This window comes from Roseateles aquae (assembly GCF_032337115.1).
Taxonomy (GTDB): Bacteria; Pseudomonadota; Gammaproteobacteria; order Burkholderiales; family Burkholderiaceae_C; genus Roseateles_C; species Roseateles_C aquae.
On record NZ_JAVXZY010000010.1, the window covers coordinates 167969 to 194397 of the forward strand.

24 protein-coding genes are annotated in these 26429 nt (G+C 66.6%); 3 read left to right on the top strand and 21 right to left on the bottom strand.

Annotated elements, in window-relative coordinates; all coding sequences use genetic code 11:
• The first annotated feature begins 162 nt into the window (after nt 1-162).
• On the top strand, nt 163-528 hold the full coding sequence (locus tag RQP53_RS20715) for a response regulator transcription factor (RefSeq protein ID WP_315652594.1): 366 nt from the start codon (nt 163-165) through the stop codon (nt 526-528).
• A gap of 47 nt (nt 529-575) precedes the next feature.
• Here RQP53_RS20715 and RQP53_RS20720 read toward each other — a convergent pair whose 3' ends face one another.
• From RQP53_RS20720 to RQP53_RS20790, 15 genes are all read right to left on the bottom strand, one after another.
• Nucleotides 576-1685 carry a protein-glutamate methylesterase/protein-glutamine glutaminase gene (locus tag RQP53_RS20720; RefSeq protein WP_315652595.1) on the bottom strand — a complete coding sequence of 370 codons (1110 nt, stop codon included), beginning with the start codon at nt 1683-1685 and terminating at the stop codon, nt 576-578.
• Nucleotides 1686-1696: 11 nt separating this feature from the next.
• Nucleotides 1697-2233, bottom strand: a complete 537-nt coding sequence (locus RQP53_RS20725) for a chemotaxis protein CheD (RefSeq protein ID WP_315652596.1) — start codon at nt 2231-2233, stop codon at nt 1697-1699.
• Nucleotides 2226-3026, bottom strand: a complete 801-nt coding sequence (locus RQP53_RS20730; protein ID WP_315652597.1) for a CheR family methyltransferase — start codon at nt 3024-3026, stop codon at nt 2226-2228. The genes RQP53_RS20725 and RQP53_RS20730 overlap by 8 nt, the downstream gene beginning before the upstream one ends.
• Nucleotides 3027-3046: 20 nt before the next feature.
• Nucleotides 3047-3550, bottom strand: coding sequence for a chemotaxis protein CheW (locus RQP53_RS20735; RefSeq protein ID WP_315652598.1), 504 nt, complete (start codon nt 3548-3550; stop codon nt 3047-3049).
• A gap of 12 nt (nt 3551-3562) precedes the next feature.
• Nucleotides 3563-6247 carry a methyl-accepting chemotaxis protein gene (locus RQP53_RS20740; protein ID WP_315652599.1) on the bottom strand — a complete coding sequence of 895 codons (2685 nt, stop codon included), beginning with the start codon at nt 6245-6247 and terminating at the stop codon, nt 3563-3565.
• 31 nt (nt 6248-6278) lie between these two features.
• Nucleotides 6279-8747, bottom strand: coding sequence for a methyl-accepting chemotaxis protein (locus RQP53_RS20745; protein ID WP_315652600.1), 2469 nt, complete (start codon nt 8745-8747; stop codon nt 6279-6281).
• 37 nt (nt 8748-8784) lie between these two features.
• Nucleotides 8785-11631: a methyl-accepting chemotaxis protein gene (locus RQP53_RS20750; RefSeq protein WP_315652601.1), complete on the bottom strand. Its 2847-nt coding sequence runs from the start codon at nt 11629-11631 to the stop codon at nt 8785-8787.
• A gap of 48 nt (nt 11632-11679) precedes the next feature.
• Nucleotides 11680-13872 (bottom strand): chemotaxis protein CheA, encoded by a 2193-nt coding sequence (locus tag RQP53_RS20755; protein ID WP_315652602.1) that lies wholly within the window; start codon nt 13870-13872, stop codon nt 11680-11682.
• Between the two features lie 10 nt (nt 13873-13882).
• Nucleotides 13883-14194: an STAS domain-containing protein gene (locus RQP53_RS20760; protein ID WP_315652603.1), complete on the bottom strand. Its 312-nt coding sequence runs from the start codon at nt 14192-14194 to the stop codon at nt 13883-13885.
• Nucleotides 14195-14206: 12 nt separating this feature from the next.
• The gene (locus RQP53_RS20765) at nt 14207-14572 is read right to left on the bottom strand and encodes a response regulator (protein WP_315652604.1); all 366 of its coding nucleotides are present in this window, start codon (nt 14570-14572) and stop codon (nt 14207-14209) included.
• Between the two features lie 34 nt (nt 14573-14606).
• The gene (locus tag RQP53_RS20770; RefSeq protein WP_315652605.1) at nt 14607-15275 is read right to left on the bottom strand and encodes a hypothetical protein; all 669 of its coding nucleotides are present in this window, start codon (nt 15273-15275) and stop codon (nt 14607-14609) included.
• 219 nt (nt 15276-15494) lie between these two features.
• Nucleotides 15495-17393: an MFS transporter gene (locus tag RQP53_RS20775; protein WP_315652606.1), complete on the bottom strand. Its 1899-nt coding sequence runs from the start codon at nt 17391-17393 to the stop codon at nt 15495-15497.
• Nucleotides 17394-17402: 9 nt separating this feature from the next.
• Nucleotides 17403-18188 carry a DUF2145 domain-containing protein gene (locus RQP53_RS20780; protein ID WP_315652607.1) on the bottom strand — a complete coding sequence of 262 codons (786 nt, stop codon included), beginning with the start codon at nt 18186-18188 and terminating at the stop codon, nt 17403-17405.
• On the bottom strand, nt 18185-18604 hold the full coding sequence (locus RQP53_RS20785) for a hypothetical protein (protein ID WP_315652639.1): 420 nt from the start codon (nt 18602-18604) through the stop codon (nt 18185-18187). The genes RQP53_RS20780 and RQP53_RS20785 overlap by 4 nt, the downstream gene beginning before the upstream one ends.
• A gap of 97 nt (nt 18605-18701) precedes the next feature.
• The gene (locus RQP53_RS20790; RefSeq protein ID WP_315652608.1) at nt 18702-19949 is read right to left on the bottom strand and encodes an amidohydrolase family protein; all 1248 of its coding nucleotides are present in this window, start codon (nt 19947-19949) and stop codon (nt 18702-18704) included.
• Nucleotides 19950-20053: 104 nt separating this feature from the next.
• Between RQP53_RS20790 and RQP53_RS20795 the strand changes: the two genes are divergently transcribed.
• Nucleotides 20054-20800, top strand: coding sequence for a helix-turn-helix domain-containing protein (locus RQP53_RS20795; protein WP_315652609.1), 747 nt, complete (start codon nt 20054-20056; stop codon nt 20798-20800).
• A 17-nt stretch (nt 20801-20817) separates the two neighbouring features.
• On the opposite strand, the gene RQP53_RS20800 is transcribed toward RQP53_RS20795, so the two are convergent.
• The 5 genes from RQP53_RS20800 to RQP53_RS20820 form a co-directional block, all read right to left on the bottom strand.
• A complete protein-coding gene (locus tag RQP53_RS20800) occupies nt 20818-21498 on the bottom strand; it encodes a CAAX prenyl protease-related protein (RefSeq protein ID WP_315652610.1) in 681 nt (226 codons plus the stop codon).
• A gap of 75 nt (nt 21499-21573) precedes the next feature.
• Complete coding sequence (locus RQP53_RS20805; protein ID WP_315652611.1) at nt 21574-22155, bottom strand: NAD(P)H-dependent oxidoreductase; 582 nt, start codon at nt 22153-22155, stop codon at nt 21574-21576.
• Between the two features lie 54 nt (nt 22156-22209).
• Nucleotides 22210-22590: a MerR family transcriptional regulator gene (locus RQP53_RS20810; RefSeq protein WP_315652612.1), complete on the bottom strand. Its 381-nt coding sequence runs from the start codon at nt 22588-22590 to the stop codon at nt 22210-22212.
• On the bottom strand, nt 22587-23756 hold the full coding sequence (locus RQP53_RS20815) for a CaiB/BaiF CoA transferase family protein (protein ID WP_315652613.1): 1170 nt from the start codon (nt 23754-23756) through the stop codon (nt 22587-22589). The genes RQP53_RS20810 and RQP53_RS20815 overlap by 4 nt, the downstream gene beginning before the upstream one ends.
• A gap of 7 nt (nt 23757-23763) precedes the next feature.
• A complete protein-coding gene (locus RQP53_RS20820; protein WP_315652614.1) occupies nt 23764-24660 on the bottom strand; it encodes a LysR family transcriptional regulator in 897 nt (298 codons plus the stop codon).
• A gap of 121 nt (nt 24661-24781) precedes the next feature.
• Between RQP53_RS20820 and RQP53_RS20825 the strand changes: the two genes are divergently transcribed.
• On the top strand, nt 24782-25417 hold the full coding sequence (locus tag RQP53_RS20825; RefSeq protein WP_315652615.1) for an NAD(P)-dependent oxidoreductase: 636 nt from the start codon (nt 24782-24784) through the stop codon (nt 25415-25417).
• A 147-nt stretch (nt 25418-25564) separates the two neighbouring features.
• Here RQP53_RS20825 and RQP53_RS20830 read toward each other — a convergent pair whose 3' ends face one another.
• The gene (locus RQP53_RS20830) at nt 25565-26419 is read right to left on the bottom strand and encodes a 23S rRNA (adenine(2030)-N(6))-methyltransferase RlmJ (protein ID WP_315652616.1); all 855 of its coding nucleotides are present in this window, start codon (nt 26417-26419) and stop codon (nt 25565-25567) included.
• Nucleotides 26420-26429: the final 10 nt, after the last annotated feature.

Here is a 26429-nt window from a genome sequence, read left to right on the forward strand (position 1 = left end):
GACGGGGAACTGAAGTTGGCCAGGCAGCAGCCGTGAACTTATGCTGTGCTGGCATCTAAACGATGACAAAGGCATCCGCAGTGGCCCCGGTTTGCGGCATGATGCAAAGCTCAGGGAGCAGTCACACCGCCCATTGCCGGGCCGTTCATTGCGGAGCGACGCGTGAAAAAGATTTTGATCGTTGAAGACCAGGACGAAATCCGCGAGCTGATACGCGTGACGCTGGAATTCGAGTCCTATGAAATCCATGAAGCCGGCGATGGTGATACCGGCCTGGCGCTGGCGCAAAAACTCAAGCCCGACCTCGTGCTGCTTGACGTGATGATGCCCGGCGGGCTCGATGGCCTGAAGGTCTGCCAGCGCATCAAGAGCGACGCTGCGCTCAAGCGCACCAAGGTCGTGATGCTCAGCGCCAAGGGCACCGCAGCAGACCGGCAGGCCGGCAGTCAGGCCGGCGCCGATCAATACCTGATCAAGCCCTTCAGTCCGCTGGAGCTGATCTCGGTGATCAACAAGGTGATTCGCTGAGCCGGTTCGACAGCCGGCTTTCAAGACAGGGCGCCGCGCCGCGCCCCTCATAGCGGCTTGCGCCCATGCAGGGCCAGGTCTATCAAGGCCTGGGCCATCCGTGACAGCGGCAATTCGACGTCGACGGCACCCTGCTGCTGCGCCGCCCGCGGCATGCCGTAGACGACACAGCTGGCTTCATCCTGGCCCAGCGTGAACGCGCCGGCACGGCGCATCTCCAGCAGGCCGCGCGCACCGTCGTCGCCCATGCCGGTGAAGATGGCGCCAAAGGCATTGCGGCCTGCGCTCTGAGCGACCGACTTGAACAGCACATCGACCGAGGGCTTGTGGTGATTCACCAGCGGTCCGTCGCGCACCTCCACCACATACTGCGCGCCGCTGCGGCGCAGCTGCATATGCTTGCCGCCCGGCGCGATCAGCACGCGGCCACTGATGACGCGGTCGCCGTCCTTGGCCTCCAGGATTTCCAGCTCGCACAAGCCGTTCAAGCGGCTGGCAAAGGCATTGGTAAAGCGCTCCGGCATGTGCTGGACCAGCACCATGCCCGGCATCGTGCGCGGCAGCCGCGGCAGCAGCTGTTCCATTACCTGCACGCCGCCGGTGGAGCTGCCCAGTGCGATGACTCGCTCGGTGGTCACCGCCATCGCGGTGGCGGTGGTCGGTGCGGCTGCAGCGGCCGAGCTGGCGCCGCCGGCACCGCCGGCCAAGGGCGCTGTGGGCGCCGCCGGCACCAGGGCGCGCACATTGGCGCGTGCCGCCGCACGCACGGCCGCCACCAGGCCATTGCTGCTGTCTTCCAGAAAATCGCGCAGGCCCAGCTTGGGCTTGGTGACGAAGCTGACCGCGCCCGCCGCCAGCGCCTGCAGCGTGGTTTCACAGCCGGCTTCGGTCAGGGTCGAGCACATCACCACCGGCAGCGGGTGCTCGCTCATCAGCCGACGCAGGAAGCTGATGCCATCCATCCGCGGCATCTCGACATCGAGCACGATCACATCGGGCCAGTCGGCCTGCAGCTTGGGCCAGGCGAACAGCGGATCGCTGGCGGTGATGGGGACTTCGATGCCGGCCTTGGTCAGGAGATCGGCCAGATGCTTGCGCACGACAGCGGAATCGTCGATCAGCGCGACGCGTATGGGCTGGCTCGTGGGCCGGCTCATGGGAGGCCCGCTCATGGTTTCTTCACTCCTGCCGGCGGCGTGCCGCCGCGCTTGATCTGTACCAGGCCGCTGGGCAGCTCCAGGCTCACCGAGCGCGGCACATAGTCGCCGACATCGACGCCATCGAGCTGGAAGCCATGCTTGTCGATCAGCTGCCAGGCCTGCTCGATATTGCGCTCGCCGACGTTGAACTTGAGGTTCATGCCATCGGGCATGGTGTCGGCGCCACCATAGAGATGAACGATGTAGTCCTTCGATTGGGTGCCGGCGCGTTCCAGCGCGTTGACCAGGGTCTCGACCGCCTCGTCGCCGAAGCGACCGTCCAGCGGCTCGCCGGGGCGGCGCGTGCGGCAGGGCAGCAGGTAGTGGCACATGCCGCCAATGTGCTTGTGCGGGTGCCACAGCGTCAGCGCCACGCAGGAGCCCAGCAGCGTCTTCAGGATGATGTTCTTGCCAAAGTGCAGCTGGCCGGGCATCAGCGTCAGCATGGGCCCGGCGGCTGCCTTCCAGCCTATCGTGGCCGAGGGCAGGGTCGCCGACTTATGCATGTTGGTAGACGGCCGGTGCGCGCGAGACCAGGGGCAGGTTCAGGCCGGCCAGCGATTCGGCATGGCCGGTGTAGAGCACGCCTTCGGGCTTGAGCCTGCCGATCACGCGGCGCACGATATCGGCCTTGGGCCCATTCTCGAAATAGATCAGCACATTGCGTAGAAAGATCACGTCGAACATCGGCAAGGCCGGCAGCTCCTTCATCAGATTGGCGCACTGGAACTCGACCCGCTCGCGCAGGCTGCGGTCAATCAGCAACTGGCCTTCGTAAGGGCCTTCGCCGCGCAGGCAGAAGCGCTTCAGATAGCTCTCCGGCACATTGCGCGCCCGCTCCAGCGAGTACAGGCCCTGACGCGCCGACTCGACAACCGCGGTGGACAGATCGGTGCCGTGGATGCGCCAGGCCGCGCTGCCAAGCTTGTCGGCCAGCACCATGGCGATGCTGTAAGCCTCTTCGCCGGACGAGGAGGCAGCGCTCCAGATGCGGAATTCCTCACTGCCCTGGCGCTCGGCGATGCGGCGGCGCAGGTCCTCGAAATGGGCCGGCTCGCGGAAGAAGTAGGTCTCGTTGGTGGTCAGCTTGTCGACCACGCTGACCTGCAGCCCGGCGGGCAGCTGGCCCTTGACCAGCAGGCGAACGAATTCGTCAAGGTCGCCGATGCCCTGGTCCAGCGCCAGCCGCTGCAGCCGGCTGAGTACTAGGGCGCGCTTGGACGCGGTCAGCCGGATGCCGGAGACGCGATGAAAGTACTCGCTGATCGCGGCGAAGGAGGAATCACTGAGACTGGCCATGGTCTGCCTTGCTGGCGGTTTCAGGGCTGGTGATCGCCAATCAGCTGTGCCAGGCGGTCGGGCGCCAGCAGCAGATTGAGATTGAGCAGGGGCGCGTACTTGCCGCCGAGATTGACCATGCCGGACAGGAAGTCGGTCGGTATCGCCACACCGAGGCTGGGCACCGGCTCGACGGCCTCACTGCCCACATTGACGACCTCGTAGACGGCGTCGACCAGCAGTCCGGCAATCAGGCGCTCATGCTGCTCGTTGTTGCTGGTCTCGACGACCACGATGGCGCTGCGCCGGCCCAGCACGGTGCGGCCGCTGCCGAAGCGGGCGCTGAGATCGATCACCGGCACGACCGAGCCGCGCAGATTCATCACACCGTGAACGAAGTCCGGCGTTTGCGGCATGGCCGTCATGCGGCCGACCTCAAGGATCTCGCGCACGCCTTCGATGCCGACCGTCAGCTGCTCGCCGGCGCTGGACAGGCGCAGCAGCTGCAGAGGCGGGCCGGCGGAAGCATTGCTTGTTGCTGCCATGGTCTGAGCTTCTTAAAAGCGTTTGAACTTGGTTTCATCGATGCCACCGGCCGCAGTGCCGTCACCGGACTTCCAGCCGGGCGCCGAGGTCTTGCCAACGCGGCTGCGCGGGCGTCCGCTGGCATCCAACGCAGCCTTGGCCGCCGGTGCCTTGGCCTGTGGCGGCGTGCCTGCCGCCGCCGGACTGGCGCGGCCGCTGCCTGGCGTTGCCCGGACCCGCTGGGTCGGTTCAGCGCTCGGCGCCTGCCTGCCGCTGGACTGCGCCGCACTGAGCCGGAAAAAGGCCATCAGCTCCTGCAGCTGCGCGGCCTGGGCCGAGAGCTGCTCGGCAGTGGCCGACAACTGCTCCGAGGCCGAGGCCGTCTGCTGGGTCGAACCGGCGAGGTGGTTCATCGCCCCGGTGATCTGGCTGACGCCCTGCGACTGCTCGCCCGAGGCCGCGGCGATCTCCTGCACCAGCTCGCTGGTTTTCTGGATGCTGGGCACCATGCTGGTCAGCAGATGGCCGGCGCGCTCGGCCAGATTGACGCTATTGCCGGCCAGCTGGCCAATCTCCTGCGCCGCCACCTGGCTGCGCTCGGCCAGCTTGCGCACTTCGGCGGCAACGACGGCAAAGCCCTTGCCATGCTCACCCGCCCGCGCCGCCTCGATGGCCGCGTTCAGCGCCAGCAGATTGGTCTGGTAGGCGATGTCGTCGATGATGGAGATCTTGGTGGCGATCTGCGACATCGCGTCCACCGTCATGCTGACGGCCTGGCCGCCTTCCATCGCCTCCTGGGCGGCCTTGTTGGCCATCGCATCGGTGATGCCGGCGTTGTCGGCGTTCTGTTTCACGCTGGCAGCCATTTCGTGCAGCGAGGCGGTGGTTTGCTCGACGCTGGCCGCCTGCTCGGAGGCCGAGTGCGACAGCGATTGCGAGGTCTGCGAGACCTGGTCGGCCGCCGAGCCCAGCTGGTCCGCGGCGGCGCGAACCTCCAGAATGGTGCCGCTGACGGTGTCGACCAGGCTGTTGAACTTTTCGCCCAGCATGCGGAAGAAGGGCTCCTTGCCATCGAGCTCAATGCGCTTGGAGAAGTCGCCCTGGGTGGCGCCATCGACCATGTTGCCGATCTCGCTTTCAACGGCCACCTCGGTCGTTCTGTCCTTCCATTCGATCACCGTGCCAAGGCGCTGACCCTCGCCGTCATTGATGGGGCTGGCGCTGAGCGCGAAGCTGAGGTCGGCCACCTTGATCTCGGTCCGGTAGTCACCTTTCAGCTCGGCCAGCAACTGGCGCTGGTGAGCCGGATGGCGATGGAACTGATCGAAGCTGCTGCCGACGATGCGGCGCGCGTCGAACTGCGGCAGGGCCTTGCGCAGCTCGGCCTCGTTGCGCATCATCATCTGCGCCGCCGAGTGGTTGTTGTAGATGATCTGACCCTCGGCGTCGGCGATCATCACATTGGTTGAGCAGCTGTCCAAGGCCTGGCGCACCCGGGCGTTCTCGGCGGCCAGCAGCTGTTCGCGCTCGCGTGCGGCCAGTTCGGCCGTCATGTCGCGCCATTCGACCACCGTGCCCAGGCGCTTGCCATGGGCCAGCACCGGGTTGACGATCAGATCGAAGCGCCGGCCGCCCAGATTCAGCCTTGTGGTGTGCGTGCCCTTGAGGCGGTCCAGCATCTCGCGCTGATGCGCCGGCTGCTTGTGGAAGGCATCGATATTGCTGCCAATCACCGTCGCCGCGCTGAAGCGCGGCAGGTCCTTGCGGATGTCGGCCTCGGCCGTCGCGAGCATGGCTGTCAGCGAGGCATTGCCATAGATGATGTTGTAGCCGGCGTCGGCCACCATCATATTGGTGGCGGCCACGTCCAGCGCCTGGCGGATGCGCTCGGCATCTTCGGCACGGCGCTTGGCATCGGCAAACTCGAAACCCAGACGGGTCTGCACACGGCGCAGCGCCATCAGCATCTCGGCCAATTGGTCGCGCCCCTGCAGCGGCACGATGCCATCGAAGCGGCCCTGGCCAAAGCGTTCCAGGAGCTCAGCCGCCGAGCCCAGTGTGCTCGTCATGCGCCGTGTCAGCTGCCAGAGGCTGAAGCTGCCGAGCACGGCCAGCAAGGCTGCGGCGAGGGCCGGTTGCCATTGGCCTTTCGCGGCGCACCAGCCCAGGCCCAGGCCGCCAATCAGCAAGGCGATGGCGACGCCCAGCTGCTTGCTGCCCAGGTTCAGGCCGCCGGCCAGGCGGCGCCAACGCAGTGCCAGGCCCAGCCGCACGGGCTGACCGTCCTGCACCGCCCAGCCCTTGGCATTGCCGCTCTTGAGCTTGCGATAGAAGGCGTCGGCCGCATCGATCTGCTCACGCGTCGGTCGCGTGCGCACCGACATATAGCCAACCACCTGCTCGCCCTCGCGTATCGGCGTGGCATTGGCCAGCACCCAGTAATGGTCGCCGTTCTTGCGCCGGTTCTTGACCAGGCCGGACCAGGGCCGCCCCTGCGACAACGACAGCCACAAATCGGCAAAGGCCTCCTCCGGCATGTCGGGGTGGCGCACCAGGTTGTGCGGCTGCCCGATCAGCTCCGCCTCGCTGAAGCCGCTGGCCTCGAGGAAGTCATCGTTGACGTAGCTGATGCGACCCTTGAGATCGGTCTTGGAGACGATGGTCGCGCCCTCACGCAGCAGGTACTCCTGCTGGGTGATGGGGAGGTTGTTTCTCATCTTTTTCGTCCCTGTGCGTTTTGGCCTGAGTTCAGGCGTGTCGATTCGTCCGACCGGCTGCCGCGCTTTGCTGACGCAGCTGGAAGTACGCCATCAGTTCTTGCAGCTGCGAAGCCTGGGCCGACAGTTCCTCGGCGGTAGCCGACAGCTGCTCGGAGGCCGAGGCGGTCTGCTGGGTGGTGCCGGCCAGATGGTTCATCGCGCCGGTCACCTGATTGACGCCATCGGCCTGTTGGCCGGAGGCGGCCGCGATCTCCTGCACCAGCTCGCTGGTCTTCTGGATGCTGGGCACCATGCTGGTCAGCAGATGGCCGGCGCGCTCGGCCAGGTTGACGCTGTTGCCGGCCAGCTGGCCGATCTCCTGCGCGGCGACCTGGCTGCGCTCGGCCAGCTTGCGCACCTCGGCGGCAACAACGGCAAAGCCCTTGCCATGCTCGCCCGCCCGCGCCGCCTCGATGGCGGCGTTCAGTGCCAGCAGATTGGTCTGGTAGGCGATGTCGTCGATGATGGAGATCTTGGTGGCAATCTGCTTCATCGCGTCGACCGTCATGCTGACGGCCTGTCCGCCTTCCATCGCTTCCTGCGCGGCCTTGTTGGCCATGGCGTCGGTGACGCCGGCGTTGTCGGCGTTTTGCTTGACGCTGGCCGCCATCTCCTGCAACGAGGCGGTGGTCTGCTCGACACCGGCGGCCTGCTGTGAGGCCGAATGCGACAGCGACTGCGAGGTCTGCGAGACCTGGTCGGCGGCTGATCCGAGCTGGTCGGCGGCGGCACGTACCTCGAGAATCGTGCCGCTGACCGTCTCGACCAGCGCATTGAACTTCTCCCCCAGCATGCGGAAGAAGGGCTCCTTGCCCTCCAGCGCGATGCGCTGCGAGAAGTCACCTTGCGTCGCCCCATCGACCATGCCGCCGATTTCGGCCTCGACGGCGACCTCACGTGTGCGGTCGCTCCACTCGACCACGGTGCCCAGGCGTTGCCCGTCGGCACTATTGATTGGATTGGCGATCAAAGCAAAACTCAGGCTGCCCACCTTGATGTCGGTCTTGTACTGCGTCTTCAGCCCGGCCAGCAGATTGCGCTGATGGGCAGGGTGGCGATGGAACTGGTCGAAGTTGGCGCCGACGATGCGACCTGCATCGAACTGCGGCAGCACTTTGCGCAACTCGCTCTCGTTGCGCTTCATCATCTCAGCGACCGACAGGTTGTTGTAGATGATGCAGCCGTCGGCGTCGGCAATCATGACGTTGGTTGAGCAGCGGTCGAGTGCTTGGCGTACGCGTGCGTTCTCTGTTGCGATGCGCAATTCCTGCTCGCGCGCGGCCAGCTGCTCGGTCATGTCCAGCCACTCAACGACGGTTCCCAAGCGCCCGCCTTTTTCGTCGCGAATCGGATTGGCCGTGAGGGAAAAGCTCAGTCCTGCAACCTTGATCTGCGTGCGGTACTCGCCGTCGAGCTTGGCCAGCAGCTGCTGCTGATGTGCGGGGTTGCGATGGAAGACGTCGAAGTTCTTCCCTAGCACCTCGCGGGCAACAAAATTCGGCAGGCTGCTGCGCAGGCTGGCCTCGCGCTGCTCCAGCATCTTGGACACTGATTTGTTCAGGTAGACGATGCCGCCATCGACGTCAGCGATCATCACATTGGTTGAGCAGCTGTCCAGCGCTTGTCGAACGCGCGCGTTTTCGGCGGCAATGCGGCCATCGCGTTCGTTGCGTTCGCGCAGCTGGGTCTGCATCTGGTCGAGGCCGCGCAGCAGCACCGCGGTTTCGTCGCCGCCACGAGCCTGGATGTCGTTATCGAGCTTGCCGCTGCCGATGGCGTCGGCGTAGCGGCCGGCAGCGGCCAGCGGCCGGGTGACGCTGCGCGTGACCCACCAGCCCATGCCGGCCCCGATCAACAAGGCGGCGCCGGTCAGACTGAGCAACAGATTGCGCGCCCGGGCGTAGTTCTGGGCCGATTCCTCGACATCGCCCTTTGCGTCTTCGAGCTGCAGGGCGATCGCCTTGTCCAGCTCAGCTTGCAGCGCCTTGCCGGCCGGGCTGACCTGTTCCAGTACCGTGCTGGTAGCCTCTGCCGTCTTGCCGGCCAAGGCCTGCTGTATGGCCATGTCGATCTGATCACGCACGCTGCCTTCGTGCACCATGGCCTGGGCCAGGACCTTTTTGTCTTCGTCGCGGAGAGTGATCTTGTCCAGTTCGCCGCTGGCCTTGTCATAGGCCTGACGCGCTTCATTGAGCTTGCTGCGCTCGGCCTCGATCTTCTCCGGCGTTCGCACCAGGATGGAGGAGCGAACCAGGCGCTGAGAGATGTGAGCTTGCGCAGACATCGTGTTGAGCAGATTCAGCCGCGTGAAGTTCTCAGCGACTACATGCTCCAGCGCATGGTTCACCTCGCTGAGATCTCTGATGGCAATGGCCACGATGGCCGCCAGCAGTGCCAGCACCAGTGTGAAGCCCAGCCCTATACGTTGACCGACTTTGAGATTGGCGACCCAGTTCATGGTGGCTCCCTGACGAAGAACGAGAGACAAAACGGTTTCAACGCGAGCCGCGAGCGGCCTGCTGTTCACGGACCCGGAAATAGGCCATCAGCTCCTGCAGCTGCGCCGCCTGGGCCGACAGTTCCTCGGCGGTGGCCGACAGCTGTTCGGAGGCAGACGCCGTCTGCTGAGTGACGCCGGAGAGGTGGTGCATCGCACCGCTGATCTGGTTGACGCCATCGGACTGCTCGCCCGAGGCACTGGCGATTTCCTGCACCAGCTCGCTGGTCTTCTGGATATTCGGCACCATGCTGCTGAGCAGGGTGCCGGCGCGCTCGGAGAGCTTGACGCTGTTGCCGGCCAGCTGGCCGATCTCCTGCGCCGCCACCTGGCTGCGTTCGGCCAGCTTGCGCACCTCGGCGGCGACAACGGCAAAGCCCTTGCCATGCTCGCCAGCCCGCGCCGCCTCAATGGCCGCGTTCAGCGCCAGCAGATTGGTCTGGTAGGCGATGTCGTCGATGATGGAGATCTTGGTGGCGATCTGCTTCATCGCATCGGCCGTCATGCTGACCGCCTGGCCACCTTCCATGGCCTCCTGGGCCGCGGTATTGGCCATCGCGTCGGTGACGCCGGCGTTGTCGGCGTTCTGTTTGACGCTGGCGGCAATCTCCTGCAGCGAGGCGGTGGTTTCCTCGACATTGGCGGCCTGCTGCGAGGCTGCGTGCGATAGCGACTGCGAGGTCTGCGAGACCTGGTCGGAGGCCGAGCCGAGCTGGTCGGCGGCGGCGCGCACCTCGCGAATGGTGTTGCTGAAGGTGTCGATCAGGCCGTTGAACTTTTCGCCCATCAGCAGGAAGAAGCCCTGCTTGCCTTCGAGCGGAATGCGCTGGCTCAGATCGCCCTCGGTGGCGGCGCTGGCCAGGGCATCGAACTCGCGTTCGGCGGCCAACTGCTCGGTGCGGTCCAGCCATTGCCCGACGGTGCCGACGTTATTGCCCTGGGCATCGAAAATCGGCGTCGTCGTCACATCGTAGTCGCGGCCACCCAGGCGCAGCGCCGTGCTGGTGGTCTGACGCAGCTGGCGCAGCCGCTCGATGGCCGCCTGCGGATCCTTGTAGAACTGGCCGATCGAGTTGCCGACCACACGATTGGCGTCAAAGCCCGGCAGCTCGGTGCGGAAGGCCGCGGCATCGCGCTGCAGGATCTTGCGCAAGGCCTCGTTGATATAGACCACGGTGCCATCGACGGTGGCGATGCGCACCGGCATCGCCGCCGCATCCAGCGCCTGCTTGATGCGCGCGTTCTCGGTGGCAACGCGCTGTTCGGTTTCCTGTGCTGCCAGCTCGGCGGTGATGTCGCGCCATTCGACCACGCTGCCCAGGCGCTCGCCCTGCTCACCCAGCACCGGATTGGCGATCAGCGAGAAGCTCAGCCCGGCCAGGCTGATCTGCGTCCTGTACTCGCCCTTGAGCTCGGCCAGCAGGCGCTGCTGATGGGCCGGGTTCTTGTGGAAGATATCGATGCTCTGGCCGAGCATGCGCGACACGTCGAGCTGCGGCAGCAGCTTGCGCAGCTGGGCCTCGTTGCCCGCCATCATCTCGCGCACCGATTGGTTCATGTAGACGATGGTGCCTGCGGCATCGGCCACCATCACATTGGTCGAGCAGCGCTCCAGCGCCTGGCGCACACGGCCGTTCTCGGCGGCGATGCGGGCGTCGCGCTCACCACGCTCGCGCAGATTGGTTTGCATCTGCGCCATGCTGGCCAGCAGCTGGCCGGCTTCATCGCTGGCGCTGGTGTCGATGGCGTAGGCGAGATCGCCGCCGGCCACGGCCTGCGCGGCGGCCACCGCCTGGCGCACCGGCTGGGTGACCGAACGAACAATGATCACGCCCAGTGCCATCGCCAGTGCGAGGCCCAGGCCCAGGCCCAACAACAGCCCGTCGCGCTGGCGCTCAAACTGCTGGGCGCGCTGTGTCAGCATCTCGTTCAGCACGTCCATGCCGGCGTGGATCAGGGCGAACTGGGCATCAACAGCCTTGGTGCCGGCGGTGAAGGTCTCCAGCGCCGTGCTGCTGGTCTTGCTGGCCGCGGCCTCGGCGCGCATCTGCTTGGCAAAGGCCTCGGCGGCGCTGTTGGCGGCCTGCTGCTTGTCGCCTATGGTCTTCTTGAAGGCCTCGTCGAGGCCCAGGGCCTTGCCGAGCTGGCGCTCGGCGCGCTGGCGCCAGAAGTCGCTGTCGCGCGTCGCCTGCACCAGGCTCTGGCGCTCCTGGGCGCTGGGGTCCTTGCCGGCGGCCAGCTGGGCCACCAGGGTCCAACCTCGGCCGCGTGACTGGGCGATCGATTCGGTCAGCTGCGGCAGCGCATCAGTCACGGCAACGATGGTGAAGTAGCTGACCGCCTCGGGGTCCAGCGACAGGCCGCTGGCGTCGGCCACGGCTTCGATCAGCTGCTGGGTCTGCGCGACCAACTGGCCGTGCGCGCTGCGGTTGGTCGGCACGTCCAGGGTATGGGCGCTGAACTTGCTCATCAGGGCAGCCCAGTCTTGCTGCAATTGCTTGAAGCGATCCAGGACTGGCTTTGCGGTGTTCGAACCGCCCAGCTGCTTTTGCAAGGCGCCGAAGGCGTTGTTGACCTCTCGCTCCTGAGTTCGCTGCTCGTCTTGCGCCTTGGCGTCGCCATCTATCGCCAGTCCACTCAGCCCACGATGGGTTTGCAGCTCACGCAGCAGCTTGACCGTCGCGCGGGCCGGCGCCAGGCCCTCGGCCTCCTCGCGTGCGGTCTGCAATTGCGCGCTTCTTTCCTGCACCAGCAGGACGGTGGGCACGGCGCAGGCAATGAGCGCAATCAGGCCCAGCAGCACGAAGCGCTGCCAGAGCAGCAACTTACGAAAGAAGGCAATCATCTGCATACTCCAAGGGGCAAGTCAGCTTCCCTGCTGAGCTCCGTTGCGTCATCGCGCACTCTGTTCTGTTGAGGCACTTCGCCGCGCCGCGGTCAGCAGGCCGGCAATGTCCAGCACCAGGGCGACGTCGCCCGAGCCCAGAATCGTTGAGCCGGCCAAGGCCCTCATGTGCTGGAAGATGCCGGCCAGCGGCTTGATCACGGTCTGGTGTTCGCCCAGCAGCCGGTCGACGATCAGACCGACACGGCTGCCGCCATCACGCACCACCAGCACGCTGCGGCGCCGGCTGGTGTCGGGCTCCACGCCATAGAAGCGGGCCAGGTCCAGCCAGGGCATGACTTCGCCGCGCAGATCAAAAGTGCCGCTGATGCGCTGGCTGTCGGGGTTGAACTCACGGGGCAGGTCGATGCATTCGGCCACCGTGGCCAGCGGCACCACATAGTGCACACCGCCGACCATGGTCAGGAAGCCATCGATCATCGCCAGCGTCAGCGGCAGGCGGATCTGCGTCAGCGTGCCGCGGCCGGTCTCGCTGGTCAGCGCGATGCTGCCGCGCAGCGTCTCGATGCTGCGCTTGACCACGTCCATGCCGACACCGCGGCCGGAGATGTCGGTGATCTGCTCGGCGGTCGAGAAGCCGGGCAGGAAGATCAGCTGCCAGACCTCGTGGTCGGACAGCACCTGATCCGGTTCAATCAGCTCCCGCTCGATGGCCTTGGCCAGGATGCGCTCGCGGGCCAGGCCGCGGCCATCGTCGCTGACCTCGATGACCACCGCACCGGCCTCGTGAAAGGCGTTCAAGGCCAGCCGGCCGGTCGGCGACTTGCCGGCGGCGATGCGATCGGCGGCCGCTTCGATGCCATGGTCCAGGCTGTTGCGCACCAGGTGCATCAGCGGGTCGGCGATGGCATCGACCATCGATTTATCCAACTCGGTGTCGCCGCCGGTGACAACCAGCTCGATCTCCTTGCCAAGCTGCTTGGTGATGTCGCGCACCACGCGCTGGAAGCGGCCGAAGGTTTCGCCGATGGGCACCATGCGCAGCGCCAAGGCGCCATCGCGGGTGTCCTGCACCAGGTCCATCACCCGCTGCGTGGCCTCCAGCAGCACATCGTTCTTTTCCAGATGGGCAATCATCTGCGCACCCGAGCCGGCGATGACCAGCTCGCCGATCAGATCGATCAGCGTGTCCAGCTTGTCGGCGCGCACGCGCACAAAGCGGGTCTCGTCGCCGGCACGCCGGTCACGCCCGCCTTGCCGACGGTCGCCCTCGCCGCTGCGCCGGCTGGGGCTGCGTGCGGCCTGTGGGTCGCGCCGCTCGATATGGGGCACGACGACCGGTTCCTCGGCGCTAGGTACTTCCAGCTCGACGCGGCGCAGCTGGAAGTCCAGCCCGAGCGATTGCCAGCAGGCAAACAGCGTCGCGCGAGCCTGCGCATCGGTGCCGCAATGGCGCTCGGCCAGCGCCTCGAAGGCGGCCGGTGGTGCGCCGGGATCGAGGATCTGCACATCGGCATCATCGGCGGCGAACTCGAACACACGCTCGATGTCCTGACGCGAGGCCTCGCTGCGCAGGCGCAGCTCAAAGCCCAGATAGCAGGCCTCGGCATCGAGCTGCTCCAGCACGGGCACTTTGTCGGTGAGGGTCTGCAGGCCTTCGATGCTGCCCAGCGTGACCAGATAGCGCAGGAAGGACAGCGGGTCCAGACCGCTGCGCAGCGCGTCGGGCCCGAAGCGCAGCGACAGATGCCAGATCGGTTCGATCAGCTCAGCCGGCGGCGTCGGCGCCTCGGGCACGGCTTCAGCGGCGACAGGCGCTTCTGCCTCGGCCTTGCCGAGCAGCGCACGCAGGCGAGCGGCCAGCGCATGGCCCTGGGCCAATACCTCGGCGTCGGGCTCGTCCTGGCCGAGCTGATCAAGCAGGCGGCTGATCTGATCGCCTGACTCAAGCAAGGCGGCCATCACCGCATCGTCCAGCGCGCGCTGGCCGGAGCGCAAGGCTTCGAGCAGGGTCTCGGCCTCGTGGGTGAAACCGACCACATGGACATAGCCGAACAGGCCGGCCGTGCCCTTGATCGTGTGGGCGGCACGGAAGGCGGCGTTGAGGCTTTCGGCGTCTTGCGGGTCATCCTCCAGCACCAGCAGCGCGGCTTCGTACTGGCGCAGCATCTCCTGCGCTTCCTCAATGAAACCGGCGCGCGCTACTTCAAGAATCTCGGCATCGTCGTCACTGAGGGACATGCAAGGTCTCCTAGGATTTCGCGTCGGACGCAGCGGGCATCAGGCGGCTGCTGAGCTGATAACAGTCCAAAGCCGCGCGCACAACGGCGCTGGGGGACTGCAAGGTCAGCGCATGGCCGCGTGCAGCCAGCGTGGCGTGCAAGGCCAGCAGCACCTGCACACCGGCACTGTCGAACTCGCTGACGCCGCTGAGGTCCAGGCTCAGTGGAGCGTCCAGATCGGCCAGATGGTCCAGCAGCTGCTGGCGCACCTCGGCCGCCTGGGCAATCGTCAGCTCCGGCCCCAGCACCAGGGCCGGGGTCCCGTCATCGTCGCTCGCCACGATGCGGCGCGCTCAGACGCAGAGGCGCTGGACGGCGTCGACCAGCTGCGAGGGCTGGAAGGGCTTGGTGATCCAGGCCTTGGCGCCGGCGGCCTTGCCCTCGGCCTTCTTCGATTCTTGCGACTCGGTGGTCAGCATGATCACCGGCGTGAACTTGTAGGCGGCCATGGTCTTGACCTCCTTCAGAAAGGTCAGCCCGTCCATATTGGGCATGTTGACGTCGCAGACGATCAGATTGATCTTGGCGCCACCCAGCTTGGTCAGCGCCTCGCGGCCATCGCCGGCTTCGACCACCGTGTAGCCGGCCTTTTGCAGCGCCAGTTTGACGACGGTGCGGAAGCTGCTGGAATCATCAACGACCAGAATGGTTTTGCTCATGGGGCATCTCTCGAAGTGTGGGCTCGGGAAGGGTTCAGAAGAAGCGGACCTTGTCCTGCCGCGGTTCCATCGGCTCGCCGGCATGGAAGCGGCGTTGCTCGTCGGTGGTGTAGCGGGCCTGCAACTCATCGAGCCAGCGCCGGGCGTCGTCGCCGCTGGCTAGGCCCAGGGTCTGCAGCTGTGATTCGAAGCGCAGCAGCTCATCTTTCAGCACGCTGATCATCTGCGTCAGCCGGTCGCCGAACTGCAGGCCTTGCATGGCGCGCTCGCATTGCTCACCCAGCGCCTGCGTCTGCAGCAGCAGCGCGGCGGTGTCCGCCGTCGGGCCCTTGCCCAGCTCGGCCATCATCCGCTCCTGCAGCTCCATCATCGAGGAGAAGCTGTGCAGCAAGTCCTCGGAGCCGCTTTGCAGCGCGACATTGAGGGCGTCGTGCAAGCGTGCCCAGACGGGTAGCAGTTGCTCCAGCATCACGCCCAGGCCGGCCTGCGCGGGCGGGCCGGCTTGCGCCGGCGCCTCACGCCGACCCAGCTGGGCGCCCAGCCAGGCCACCAGGGGCAAGGTGCACAGGGCCAGCCATTCACCACGCCAGACCAGGGCCAGCGCCAGCGCGACCAGCACGATCACGGCCAGCAGACGCAGATCCAGGCCGCCACGCTGAATAGCGGGGGCCGGCGCGGCTGCGCTCTTGGGGAAACTCTTCATGCGACGCCTTTCCAGCCCTCGCCGACATCCGGTCCGTGGGGCTTGCAATCGGTTCCAAACCAAGCCTAGTTTTCCTTTTTACAAGGGTCGTAAACCCCGGAAAACGGCTTGATTAGCGGCCAATCAGCGGCGTCAGTCAACCAAATATCTGACAGATGAGCGGGCTTCCCAGGCGGCTCTTGACGAAAATCAACTTGAAAGCGATCTCAGCGCCACGGATCAGCCGGGCATGTGCAAGAGGGTGGCGACCTGCTCGCGCAGCAGCTCGGGGCTCAATCCCTCGGCCTTGGCCGGTGTGCCCACCTGCAGGCCAACCCGGCTGAACAGGCCGCGCCGCAGTGGCTTGACCATGGCCTGGCCCTGCTCGATGCGCGAGAAGTAGGAGCCCCAGAGGTTTTGCAGCGCCATCGGGATGACCGGAATGCCTTCGCCCAGCAGCTTCATCACGCCGCCCTTGAAGGGCTGCAGCTGGCCGTCGCGGGTGATGCCGCCCTCGGGGAAGATGCAGACCAGCTCGCCCTCGGCCAGCACGGCGCGAGCCTCGGCAAAGGCGGCTTCGTAGACGGCCGGGTTTTCCTTCTGCGGCGCGATCGGGATCGCCTTGGCCAAGCGGAACAGCCAGCCCAGCACCGGCATGCGGAAGATGCGATGGTCCATCAGGAAGCGGATCGGCCGCGGGCTGGCCGCCATCAGCAGGATGGCGTCAACAAAGCTGACGTGATTGCAGACCAGGATGGCCGGGCCCTGCAGCGGGATCTGCTCATCGTTGACGATGCGAAAGCGATAGACCAGGCGCGACAGCACGAAGGCCAGGAAACGCAGCAGGTACTCGGGCACCAGCAGGAAGATGTAGGCCGCCACCACCGCATTGGCCAGCGCCACGGCCAGGAAGAGCTGCGGAATCGTCAGCCCGGCACCAAAGAGCATGCCGGCCAGCAGCGAGCTGGCGATCATGAACAGCGCGTTCAGGATGTTGTTGGCGGCCATGATGCGAGCGCGGTGGCTGGGTGGCGTGCGCAGCTGGATCAGCGCATACATCGGCACGCTGTAGAGGCCGGCAAACAGCGCCAGCAGGCACAGATCGGCCAGCACCCGCCAATGCGCGGCCACGGCCAGGAAGCTGCCCAGGCTCAAGAGCGCGGCCTGTGCCGGCAGATGGGCCGAGGCCAGGTAGAGATCGATGGCAAACAGGCTCATGCCGATCGCGCCCAGCGGCACCAGGCCGATTTCGACATGGCGGCGCGACAGCACCTCGCAGAGCAGCGAGCCGGTGCCGATGCCGATCGAGAACACGACGAGCAGCAGCGAGGCCACCTGTTCATTGCCCTGCAGCACCTGGCGTGCAAAGGCCGGGAAATTGGCCAGGAAGACGGCGCCAAAGAACCACATCCACGAGATGCCCAGCAGCGAGCGGAACACCGCCAGCTGCTGATGCGCGAGGCGCAGATTGCGCCAGGTCTCGCTGAAGGGGTTCCAGTTGATGCGCAGGCCGGGATCGATGGCCGGCGTCAGCGGAATGGCCTGCGCCGTCAGCCGGCCCAGCACGGCCACGCCGAGCGCGGCCAGGGCCACCAGGCGGGCGCCGTTCTCGCTGGCGATCAGCAGGCCGCCGGCCACATTGCCGAGCAGGATGGCAACAAACGTGCCCATCTCGACCATGCCGTTGCCGCCGGTCAGCTCCTGCTCGTTCAGCTGCTGCGGCAGGTAGGCGAACTTGACCGGGCCGAACAGCGTTGAATGCAAGCCCATCAGGAACACGCAGGCCAAGAGCACCGGCACCTGGGTGGTGATGAAGCCCCAGCCGGCCAGCGCCATGATGCCGATCTCGAGGTTCTTGACCTGACGCATCAGCCAGTGCTTGTCCAGCTTGTCGGCCAGCTGGCCGCTGGTGGCGGAGAACAGCACAAAGGGCAGGATGAACAGCGCGCCAATCACCAGCCCGGCCTGCTCACGCGGCAGCCAGGGCAGCTGCAGCTGGTAGGTCACCATCACGGTGAAGGCGAACTTGAACAGATTGTCATTGCCGGCGCCGAGGAACTGGGTCCAGAAAAAGGGCGCGAAGCGGCGTTGCCCGAGCAGGGCGAACTGGTTGCTGTGGGCGTGTCGGGCTTCGGACATGGCGTCTTCTCAGGGCTTGATGAATACGGCGGGCTCGCTCAGGCCGGCGCGGCTCAGCCAGGCGAACATCGAGTCGACGGTGATGGTTTCGATGTGACCACTGAAGCGGCGTGCGCTCGGGTGGTCGTCGAAGGCGATGTTGGCCATGCTGACGCGCGCGCCCAGCCGGGTGACGGTGGACAGTTTCAGATCAGAGGGACGGTAGTCGTGCGCCTTCAGCCAGGCCTGCGCCTGGGCGCGGTCCTGCAGCCTCGTGTCTGCGGCCAGGGCCAGCGCCTCCAGCACCCATTGGTTGCTCTGCTGGTAGCGCGTCGACCAGGGGTAGGCCAGCATCGAGTAGCGCGGTTCATGCAGCACCATCAACCGTTGCGGCTGGTTCAGCCAGGGCAGTAGCTGGGCTTGCATGGCCGGCGAGAGCACGACGTAGGCGGCCTCGTAGCGATGCGGGCGGTCCAGGAAGAACTCGCCTAGGCCCTGCCGGTAGATGCCGGCGTCGGCCGTGCCGCAATGGTTGAGCTTGTGCAGCACGCGCCAGACGGGCCGGCCCTCGTACTCGGTCTTGTAGGCCAGACCGAGGTGCGACCATATCAGGCCATATTTGGATAGGTCCTGCCCGGCGCGCGCCAACAGCACGACCTGCGCACCGCTGGCGTTCAGACGCTGCGCCGTCAGCTGCGCGAGGTTCAGCCCCTGGGTCAGCTCCTGCATGCTCAGCGGCTTTTCTTCGCAGGGGCGGCCCGCCAGTGCCGTGCTGACACTTAGTGCCAGCAGGGCCGTCGTCAGCCAGCGCCTCATTTCTTCACACGCTCGTTGTAGAGCAGCGCGGCACCGATCTCGTTGGGAATGAAGCAGACCGCCTCGCCGGCGATCGACAGCACCGTGCCAGCACCGATCACCGAGACGGTCACTGCCGCGCCAGCAGCCAGCGCTGCACCCTTGAGAATCTGACCGGCCAGGTGAACGCTGACGCGCGCGCCATCGGAGGCTCGCTCCAGAATCCAGACCGTGCCCTGGGCGCTGGCCTCAACGGCGACGACGCTCAGCACCAGCCCGGAGGCAATCAGCGCCACCGGCGCGGCGACCGACACGGCAACGGGAATCGTCGATGCGGCGCTCAATGCCGTTGAGGCATCAGCCTGAGCCAGGCCACTCACCGACAGCGCTAGGCTGAATAGCGAGGTCTGGGCCCAATGGCGCGTCGTGGTCTTCATGGCGTACAAGCGTGTCTCTCCCTCGTGAATCGATGGCGACGCGGTGATGGCTTCCGGTCGACCGTGCCGGTGATGGCGCGGCCGGCGCAGTATCGCCTTACGACAGCGGCCTTGCGAAGTGCCGGGCGCTGGCGAAAACCCGGGGGCTGAAGCGCTGCCCTCCGGAGCGCACACAGCGCTTGAGCGCCAGGTCGAAGAGCAGCGGATTGAAGTCGCGCAGGCGCTGCAGCGCGGCGCTGTCGCGCTCATCGAGCAGGCCAGCGCGGCGCAGCTGCCCCAGCTGGTGCAGCGGGCGCACGGCGGGCAAGGGGTAGTCCGAGCCATGCAACAGGCGCTCGTGCCAATCCTCGCGCCGCAGCAGCTGGTGCCAGACCTCAGCAGCGCGATTGAACTGGAACACCGCCGAGATGTCGCCAAGCAGGCGCGTACGGCCGTCCGCCTCGTCCATCAGCCGGCCGAACAACTCAAAAGCCGGGCGTGGCCGGGGGCGGGCATGGTCCAGGTCGAGTGCCTGACCCAGCGAGGCGCAGTGTGCGGCGATCACCCGCACGCCATGGGCCAGGGGCTCACGCAGCAGCAGCGGATTGCCGAGGTCCTGGCGTTGCGCGCCTGGCACCGCGTGTTCTTCGCCGCAGTGGACGATCAGCGGCCATTGCAGCGTAGCCAGCCGATCATAGAAGGGGCGCAGCCGGTGGTCGCGCAGGTAGATGTTCATGCTGCTGGGCAACCATTTGATCGCGACGGCGCCGCGTCGCTCTGCCTCACTCAGCCGTTCCAGCGCATCAGGGCGGTAGGGGTGGATGGAGGCCACCCAACCCAGGCGCTCGGGCTGGCTCTGTGCCGTCACAGCGGCGTAGCTGTCAGGCGTCTGGAAGGTGGTCCAGTCCGGTCGAGCTTGGCCGTGTTCGTCCAGCGCCTCATCGAAGGCATAGAGCAGCCAGCGCGCGCCAGCGGGGAAGTCGGCCGCCAGCTGCAGCAGGCGCTGCACATAGGCCTGGTCCATGCCGCCCTGGCTGCCCGGCTGTGCACAGGCGGCCGATGTGATGACCCGCTTGCGCAACATCTCCAGCGGGTGCCACCACTGGTCCATGCTGGCGCTCAACCGGCAACCGCTGCCACTGTCGCCGTTGCCGAGCAAATGGGTGTGCACGTCCCACAGCTGGTCCAGCGCCAGGCCCTGCCAGCAGCGCGCCAGCAGGGCTTGCAGCTCGCTGTCCAGCGGCGCGCGCTTTGTCGATGGCGGGTTGTCAGCGCTACGCAGCGGTGCGGCTTGCAGCTCGCTGCTGAGGCTGGTGAAGAAGCCGAGTGCTGCACCGCCGCAGCAAAGAAGGTGGCGTCGATTCATCATGGCCGCGATGCTCGGCACCCGTTGCGCCTTTGTGTGCGACGGCATGCCTGGGTGTCGCTGTTCGCGCCGGGCGGCATCAAACTGCGCTACCGTTGCGGCCCATGAGCACACAGTCCCTGATCGAAGTCATCAAGGCCGAGCTGAAGCTGGCCGGCATCAGCTACGCGGAGCTGGCCGTGGCGCTGGGCTTGTCGGAATCCAGCGTCAAGCGCATGTTTGCCGCCGGCGGCGAGATGCCGCTGTCACGGGTGGACGAGATCTGCCGGGTGTTGAAGACTGATTTCGCGACGCTGTCGCGCCAGGTCGCCGAGCGCCAGCCGCTGCGCCGCGAGCTGACGCTGGCCCAGGAGCGTGCGGTGATTGCCGATGCCAAGCTGCTGCTGATGGCGATCTGCTGTCTGAGCCAGTGGACGATGGAGCAGGTGCTGGCCACCTACCGGATCAGCGAGGCCGAGGCGACCCGCTACCTGGTCGAGCTGGACCGGCTGGGCATCATCGAGCTGAAGCCGCTGAACCGCTACAAGCTGCAGGTGGCCAAGACCTTCCGCTGGCGGCCCAACGGCCCGGTGATGCATTTCTTCCGCGAGCATGTGATGGCCGACTACTTCTCAGGCGGCTTCGACGGTGATGGCGAGCTGCTGACCCTGGTGCATGGCCAGCTGGGCCATGGCGCGGCACGCGAGCTAAAGGAGCGCTTGCAGCGGGCGGCCGAGGACTTTGCCCGTCAGCACCTGCTGGACCAGAAGCTGCCCGAATCCGAGAAGCGCCAGTACACGCTGATCATCGGCATGCGTTCCTGGCTGTTCGAGCATTTCCGCCATCTGCAGCGCGGCGGCGCGCGGGCCTGAGGGCCTGGGGGTGGGCCTCACCAGAACTGCCAGTTGCCGCTCCATACTACCCACAGGCCCAGCACGCCATTGGTGACGCCATGGGCGATCACGGCGGTCCAGAGCTTGCCGGTGCGCATGTACAGCAGCGCATAGGCGAGGCCGGCCACAATGGCGGCCAGCCACAGCGTGTGCACCAGCATGAAGACGAAGGTCGAGAGTGCCAGCGCGCGCAGCCCGACCTGCTGCGGCACGACCCTCTCAAACTGTGGCTGCTGCAGCCAGCGCATCAGGAAGCTGCGCCAGAACAGCTCTTCCATCACCGGCACCAGCAGAGCGGCGCCCAGCCAGCGCGGCACGATCAGGTTCCACAGCGGCTGGCCCTGGGCATCCAGCGGCCGAAACGGCGCCGTCGCCTCGCCGATCTGCATCCAGGGCGCGTCCAGGTGAATCCACAGCCCGAACACGGCCAGGCCCACCGCGATGCTCAGCGCGGTCTCGCGCAGCGTCGGCCAGTTCTGCCGCGCCAGCTCGCCATAGCCGCGCCAGTACCAGGCCAAGAGGCTGCCCACCACCAGCAGGTTCAGTCCGTAGAGCGCGCGCCCGTCTATGCCCCAGGCATTGCCCTCGGGAAAGGCACCGCGCAGGGCCAGCAGGACCATGAAGGCGACAAAGGGCAGGCAGCGGGCGAGGGCAGCGGGGCTGGGGGCGGCAATCATGCAGCGAGGAGGCTAGAGGTTCGGGAAGCCGCGAGTGTCGCGCGAATTTTCCGTGGCCGCCGCTCAAACCGTCGCTCAGGCGCCCAGGCGGCCCAGATCAGCCGCCTGCGCCAGCCAGCGTTCGCGTTGTGCCGCGCTGCTCTTGATGACGGGTGTGAACTCGCTGATGCGTACCGGCGAGATGCCGCAGAACTCGAGCACTGCAGTCTTCATCATGCGATGTGCTGGAGCGCCCTGCAGCCAGCGAAAGTACCAGCCCGGCGTGTCGAGGCAGACCAGCAGCCGCGCACTGCGACCCTTCAGCAGGCGCTCTGGCCAGGTCTGGCCGCGCTGATAGCGAAAGGCATAGCCTGGCTGCAGGATGCGATCCAGCAGGCCCTTGAGCCGCGCAGGAACCGAACCCCACCAGACCGGATAGGCCCAGACGAGGTGCTGGGCCTGCCGAATCTGCTCCTGCAGGCGAACAAGGTCAGGCTCCAGCGGTGCCGGCTCGTTGTAGCCGTGGGGGAGGTCGAACTCATAGCGAAGCGTCCGGAGTTCGACCAGTTCAACCTGGTGGCCGGCAGCACGTGCGGCGTCGGCATAGCGTTGTGCCAGAGCCTGGCTCAGGCTGCCTGCCTTGGGGTGGGCGTCGATGACGAGGATGCGTTTACTCATGTGCGCCAGTTTCAAGCCTGCCCCTAGGGGCAGAGTCAAGCCACCGGGGCCGGTTCAGCGCTCGTCGCAGTCGGTTTCCAGGCGTCCGCTGAGCAGCAATTGCTCGCAGCGAGCCAGCAAGCGGTCTTGCTGGGCGAGCCGGCGCCGCTCGGCCGCCAGCGCCGCACGCTTTTCCCTGACGCCCTGCAGCAGACGTTCAACGCTGGGGTGGCCCGCGCTGTCGAAGAGCATCTGGCGCATTTCCTGCAGCTTGAAGCCAACGGCCTGCGCCTGGCGGATCAGCAGCACCGCCTCTTCATGTCGGTGGTCGTAACAACGGTAGCTGCCCACACGACGCGGCAAGGGGATCAGGCCCAGGCTTTCATACAGACGCAGCGCCTTCGCGCTGGCACCGGTGCGGCGCGACAGTTCGCCGATGCGCCACTCCTGGCTCATGCTTCACCCACGGGCGGGCGACCCAGTAGCGTCGCATTGTGCTCGCCAAGCTGCGGCGCAAGGCTGCGTATCGCCCCGGGGGTGTCGCTGAGCTTGGGGCAGATGCCGGGAACGTCCAGCTGCAGGCCATCGGCCAGCGTCAGCGTTTCTATCATCTGGCGGGCGCGGTAGTGCGGGTCCTCAGCGATGTCGCGAGCGGTGTAGATGCGGCCGACCGGCACGCGCGCGGCCAGCAGCGTGGCGAGCACCTCGTCGACGCGGCGCTGCACGGTCCAGCAGGTGATCGCGGCGTCGAGCTCGTCGGCGCGGGCGGCACGGCCGGCGTTGCCGGCGAGCTGCGGATCCTGGCCAAGATCGTCGCGGCCGATCGCTGTCATCAGCCGCTTGAAGATCGAATCGCCATTGCCGCCGATGACGACCTGGCCATCGGCACAGCGGTAGACATTGCTGGGCGCGATGCCCGGTAGGGCCGAGCCGGCCGGCTGGCGCACCGCGCCAAAGGCGCTGTACTCGGGCAGCAGCGATTCCATGCAGTTGAACACCGCCTCGTACAGCGCCACGTCGACGACCTGGCCGCGGCCGCTGCTTGCACGGGCTTGCAGCGCCAGCAGCACGCCGATCACGCCATGCAGCGCGGCCAACGTGTCGCCGAGGCTGACGCCGGCGCGCACCGGCGGCCGGCCCGGCTCGCCCATCAGGTGGCGCAGCCCGCCCATGGCCTCGGCAACGACGGCAAAGCCGGGCTGGTCGCGATAGGGGCCGGTCTGCCCGAAGCCGCTGATGCGCAGCATGATCAGCCCCGGGTTGCGCGCGCTCAAGGCCTCGTAGCCCAGGCCCCATTCCTCCATCAGCCCGGGGCGGAAGTTCTCGATCAGCACATCGGCCTCGGCGGCCAGCTGGCGCACCACGGCGCGGTCGTCCTCGGTGCGCAGGTCCAGCGTGACGCTCTGCTTGTTGCGGCTCTGCACCTGCCACCAGACGCTGGTGCCTTGGTGCAGCAGGCGCCACTGGCGCAGCGGGTCGCCCTCGGGCGGCTCGACCTTGATCACCTCGGCGCCAAAGTCGGCCAGGGTCTTGCCGGCAAAGGGGCCGGCAATCAGCTGGCCGAGTTCCAGTACCTTGAGGCCTGAGAGGGGAGCGGCGTTTGCAGGGTTTGTTGTCGTCATCATTGCCTCATTGGGGCAGGTGGGCGAAATACTGGCGCAGCGCGGCGATCGCGTGGCGCACCTTGGCCGGCTGCGCGTCGCGCTGCGGGGTCAGCACATGGATGGGCAGGGCGGGCAGCTGCAGCCCTGGCAGCAGCGCCAGCAGGCGGCCGGCCTGCTGGGCATCGCGGACATCATCGGGGCTGAGCATGGCCAGGCCCAGGCCAGCCTCGCAGAGCTGCTGCAGGCTCAGCTGGTTGTTGCTGCTGGCCCGCGGCGAGACGCGCAGCAGATGCTGCTCGCCGGCCAGCTGCAGCGGCAGCAGATGGACATGATCGGTGCCGGGCCGCAGCGCCAGCCAGTCGTGCTGGTGCAGATCGGCCAGCTCGGCAGGCACGCCGCGGCGGGCCAGGTAGGCCGGCGCAGCGAATAGGGCCATGGCCTTCTCGGCAATGCGCTGGGCCACCCAGCTGCTGTCCGGCAGGCGGCCGAAGCGCACCGCCAGGTCGATGCGCTTGTCGACCAGATCGGTGAAGCCGTCCTCGACCTCCAGATGCAGCGACAGTGCCGGGTGCGCCTGCATCAGCGCCGCCAGTGCCGGGCCCAGATGGCGGGCGAAGCCGACCGGCGCGGCAATGCGCAGCTCGCCCTCGGGCGCGTCGCGCAGCTGCAGCAGCTGCTGCTGCGCCTGCTGGGCGGCGGCCAGCATGGCGGCGCAGCCCTCGTGGAAGCGTCGGCCGGCCGGCGTCAGGCTGAGCTTGCGCGTCGAGCGGTGCAAGAGCGTCACGCCCATATCGCGCTCCAGCGCTCGCACCTGCTGGCTGACGGCCGAGGTGGTCGTCTTCAGCTGGCGCGCCGCGGCGACGAAGCTGCCGCAGTCCACCACCGTGGCCAGCACCGCCATCCGTTTGAGCTGATCGAGCATTGTGAAGATGAACTAAAGATTTAATGGCAATTCTGAGGACTTATCGACCAATTGTGAAGTAAATACAGTTCAGTCCATCGCAACAAACAAGTCCGGCACCGCCGGGCAGACAAGGACTTTTATGAAGATCGCATTGATTGGCGCCACCGGTTTTGTCGGCCAAGCCCTCAGTCAGGAACTGCTGGCCCGTGGCCATGAGGTGCTCGGTGTGGTGCGCGACACCAGCAAGCTGGCCGCCGGCATCACGCCGCGCGCCGCCGATGTCCATGACGCCGCCGCCGTGGCCGCCGCGGTGCAGGGCGCCGATGCGGTGGTCAGCGCCTACAACGCCGGCTGGGGCAATGCCAATCTGTACGAGGACTTTCTGCGCGGCTCGGCGGCCATCACCGCCGGCGTCAAGCAGGCGGGCGTCAAACGCCTGCTGGTCGTTGGCGGCGCCGGCAGCCTCTATGTGGCGCCGGGCCTGCAGCTGGTCGATACGCCGCAATTCCCTGAAGCCTGGAAGGCCGGCGCGCTGGCGGCCCGCGAGGCGCTGAATCGCATTCGCCAGGAGGCCGAGCTGGATTGGAGCTTTGTCTCGCCGCCGGCTCACTTGGAGCCGGGCGAGCGCCGCGGCAGCTACCGCCTGGGGGGCGAGGAGCTGCTGGTCGACGCCCACGGCCATTCGGGCATCTCGGTCGCCGATTTGGCCGTGGCCATCGTCGACGAGCTCGAATCGCCCCGTCACAGCCGCCAGCGCTTCACAGTCGCATATTGAGCGTCGTCAGACGTAGCGCTAACAGGCCCTGGCTGAACTAACCACAGAGCCACAGAGACACAGAGGAATTCACAGCAATCCAGGCGCTGACTTTCTCCGTGTCTCTGTGGCTCTGTGGTTGGTTCCTTGGAGCCTTGGCGCGGACGCTCAGCTGGCCTTCTGTTCCAGCACGAAGTTGGCGCCGTCGTACTGGCCCAGCTTGTCCACCAGCAGCGGCAGGCAGGCGGCCAGATCGTCGTGCAGGGTGAAGGGCGGATTGGCGATGAACATGCCGCTGCCCAGCATGCCGAAGCCGCGCTCATCGGGCTGATCGACGGTCAGCCGCACATGCAGCCAGCCTTTCTTGGCGCTGGCATCGGCGGTGGCCTTCAGGCGCTGGGCCAGCTGGGTGGATTCGAGCAGCGCCAGCTGCGGGTACCAGATCATGAACACGCAGTCCGGAAAGCGCTGCAGGCCTTCGCGCAGTGCGGCCAGCACCTTGGCGTAATCGGTCTTGATTTCGTACGGCGGGTCCATCAGCACCGCGCCGCGGCGCGACGGTGGCGGCAGCTCGCCCTTCAGCGAGGCAAAGCCGTCCTTGTCGCTGACCTGGGTGTTGGGCCGGGTCGAGAGATAGGTCTCGAGGATGCGGAAATCGGTCGGGTGCAGCTCGTAGACGCGCAGCCGGTCCTGCTCGCGCATCAGCAGATTGGCGATGGCCGGCGAGCCGGGGTACTGGCGCAGCTGGCCATCGGTATTGAACTCGCGCACCAGCTCCACATAGTTGGCCAGCGGTTCGGGCAGGTCGCGGGCGTCGTACAACCGGGCGATGCCGGTGCTGTACTCGCCCTTCTTCTGGGCGTAGCGGCCCTCGATCGAGTAACCGCCGGCCCCGGCGTGAGTGTCTACCAGGGTGTAAGGCTTTTCCTTTTCGCCCATATAGCGCAGCACCTGGGTCAGCACCAGGTGTTTGAGGACATCGGCGTGGTTGCCGGCGTGGAAGGCGTGTCGGTAAGCAAGCATGTGCGCACTG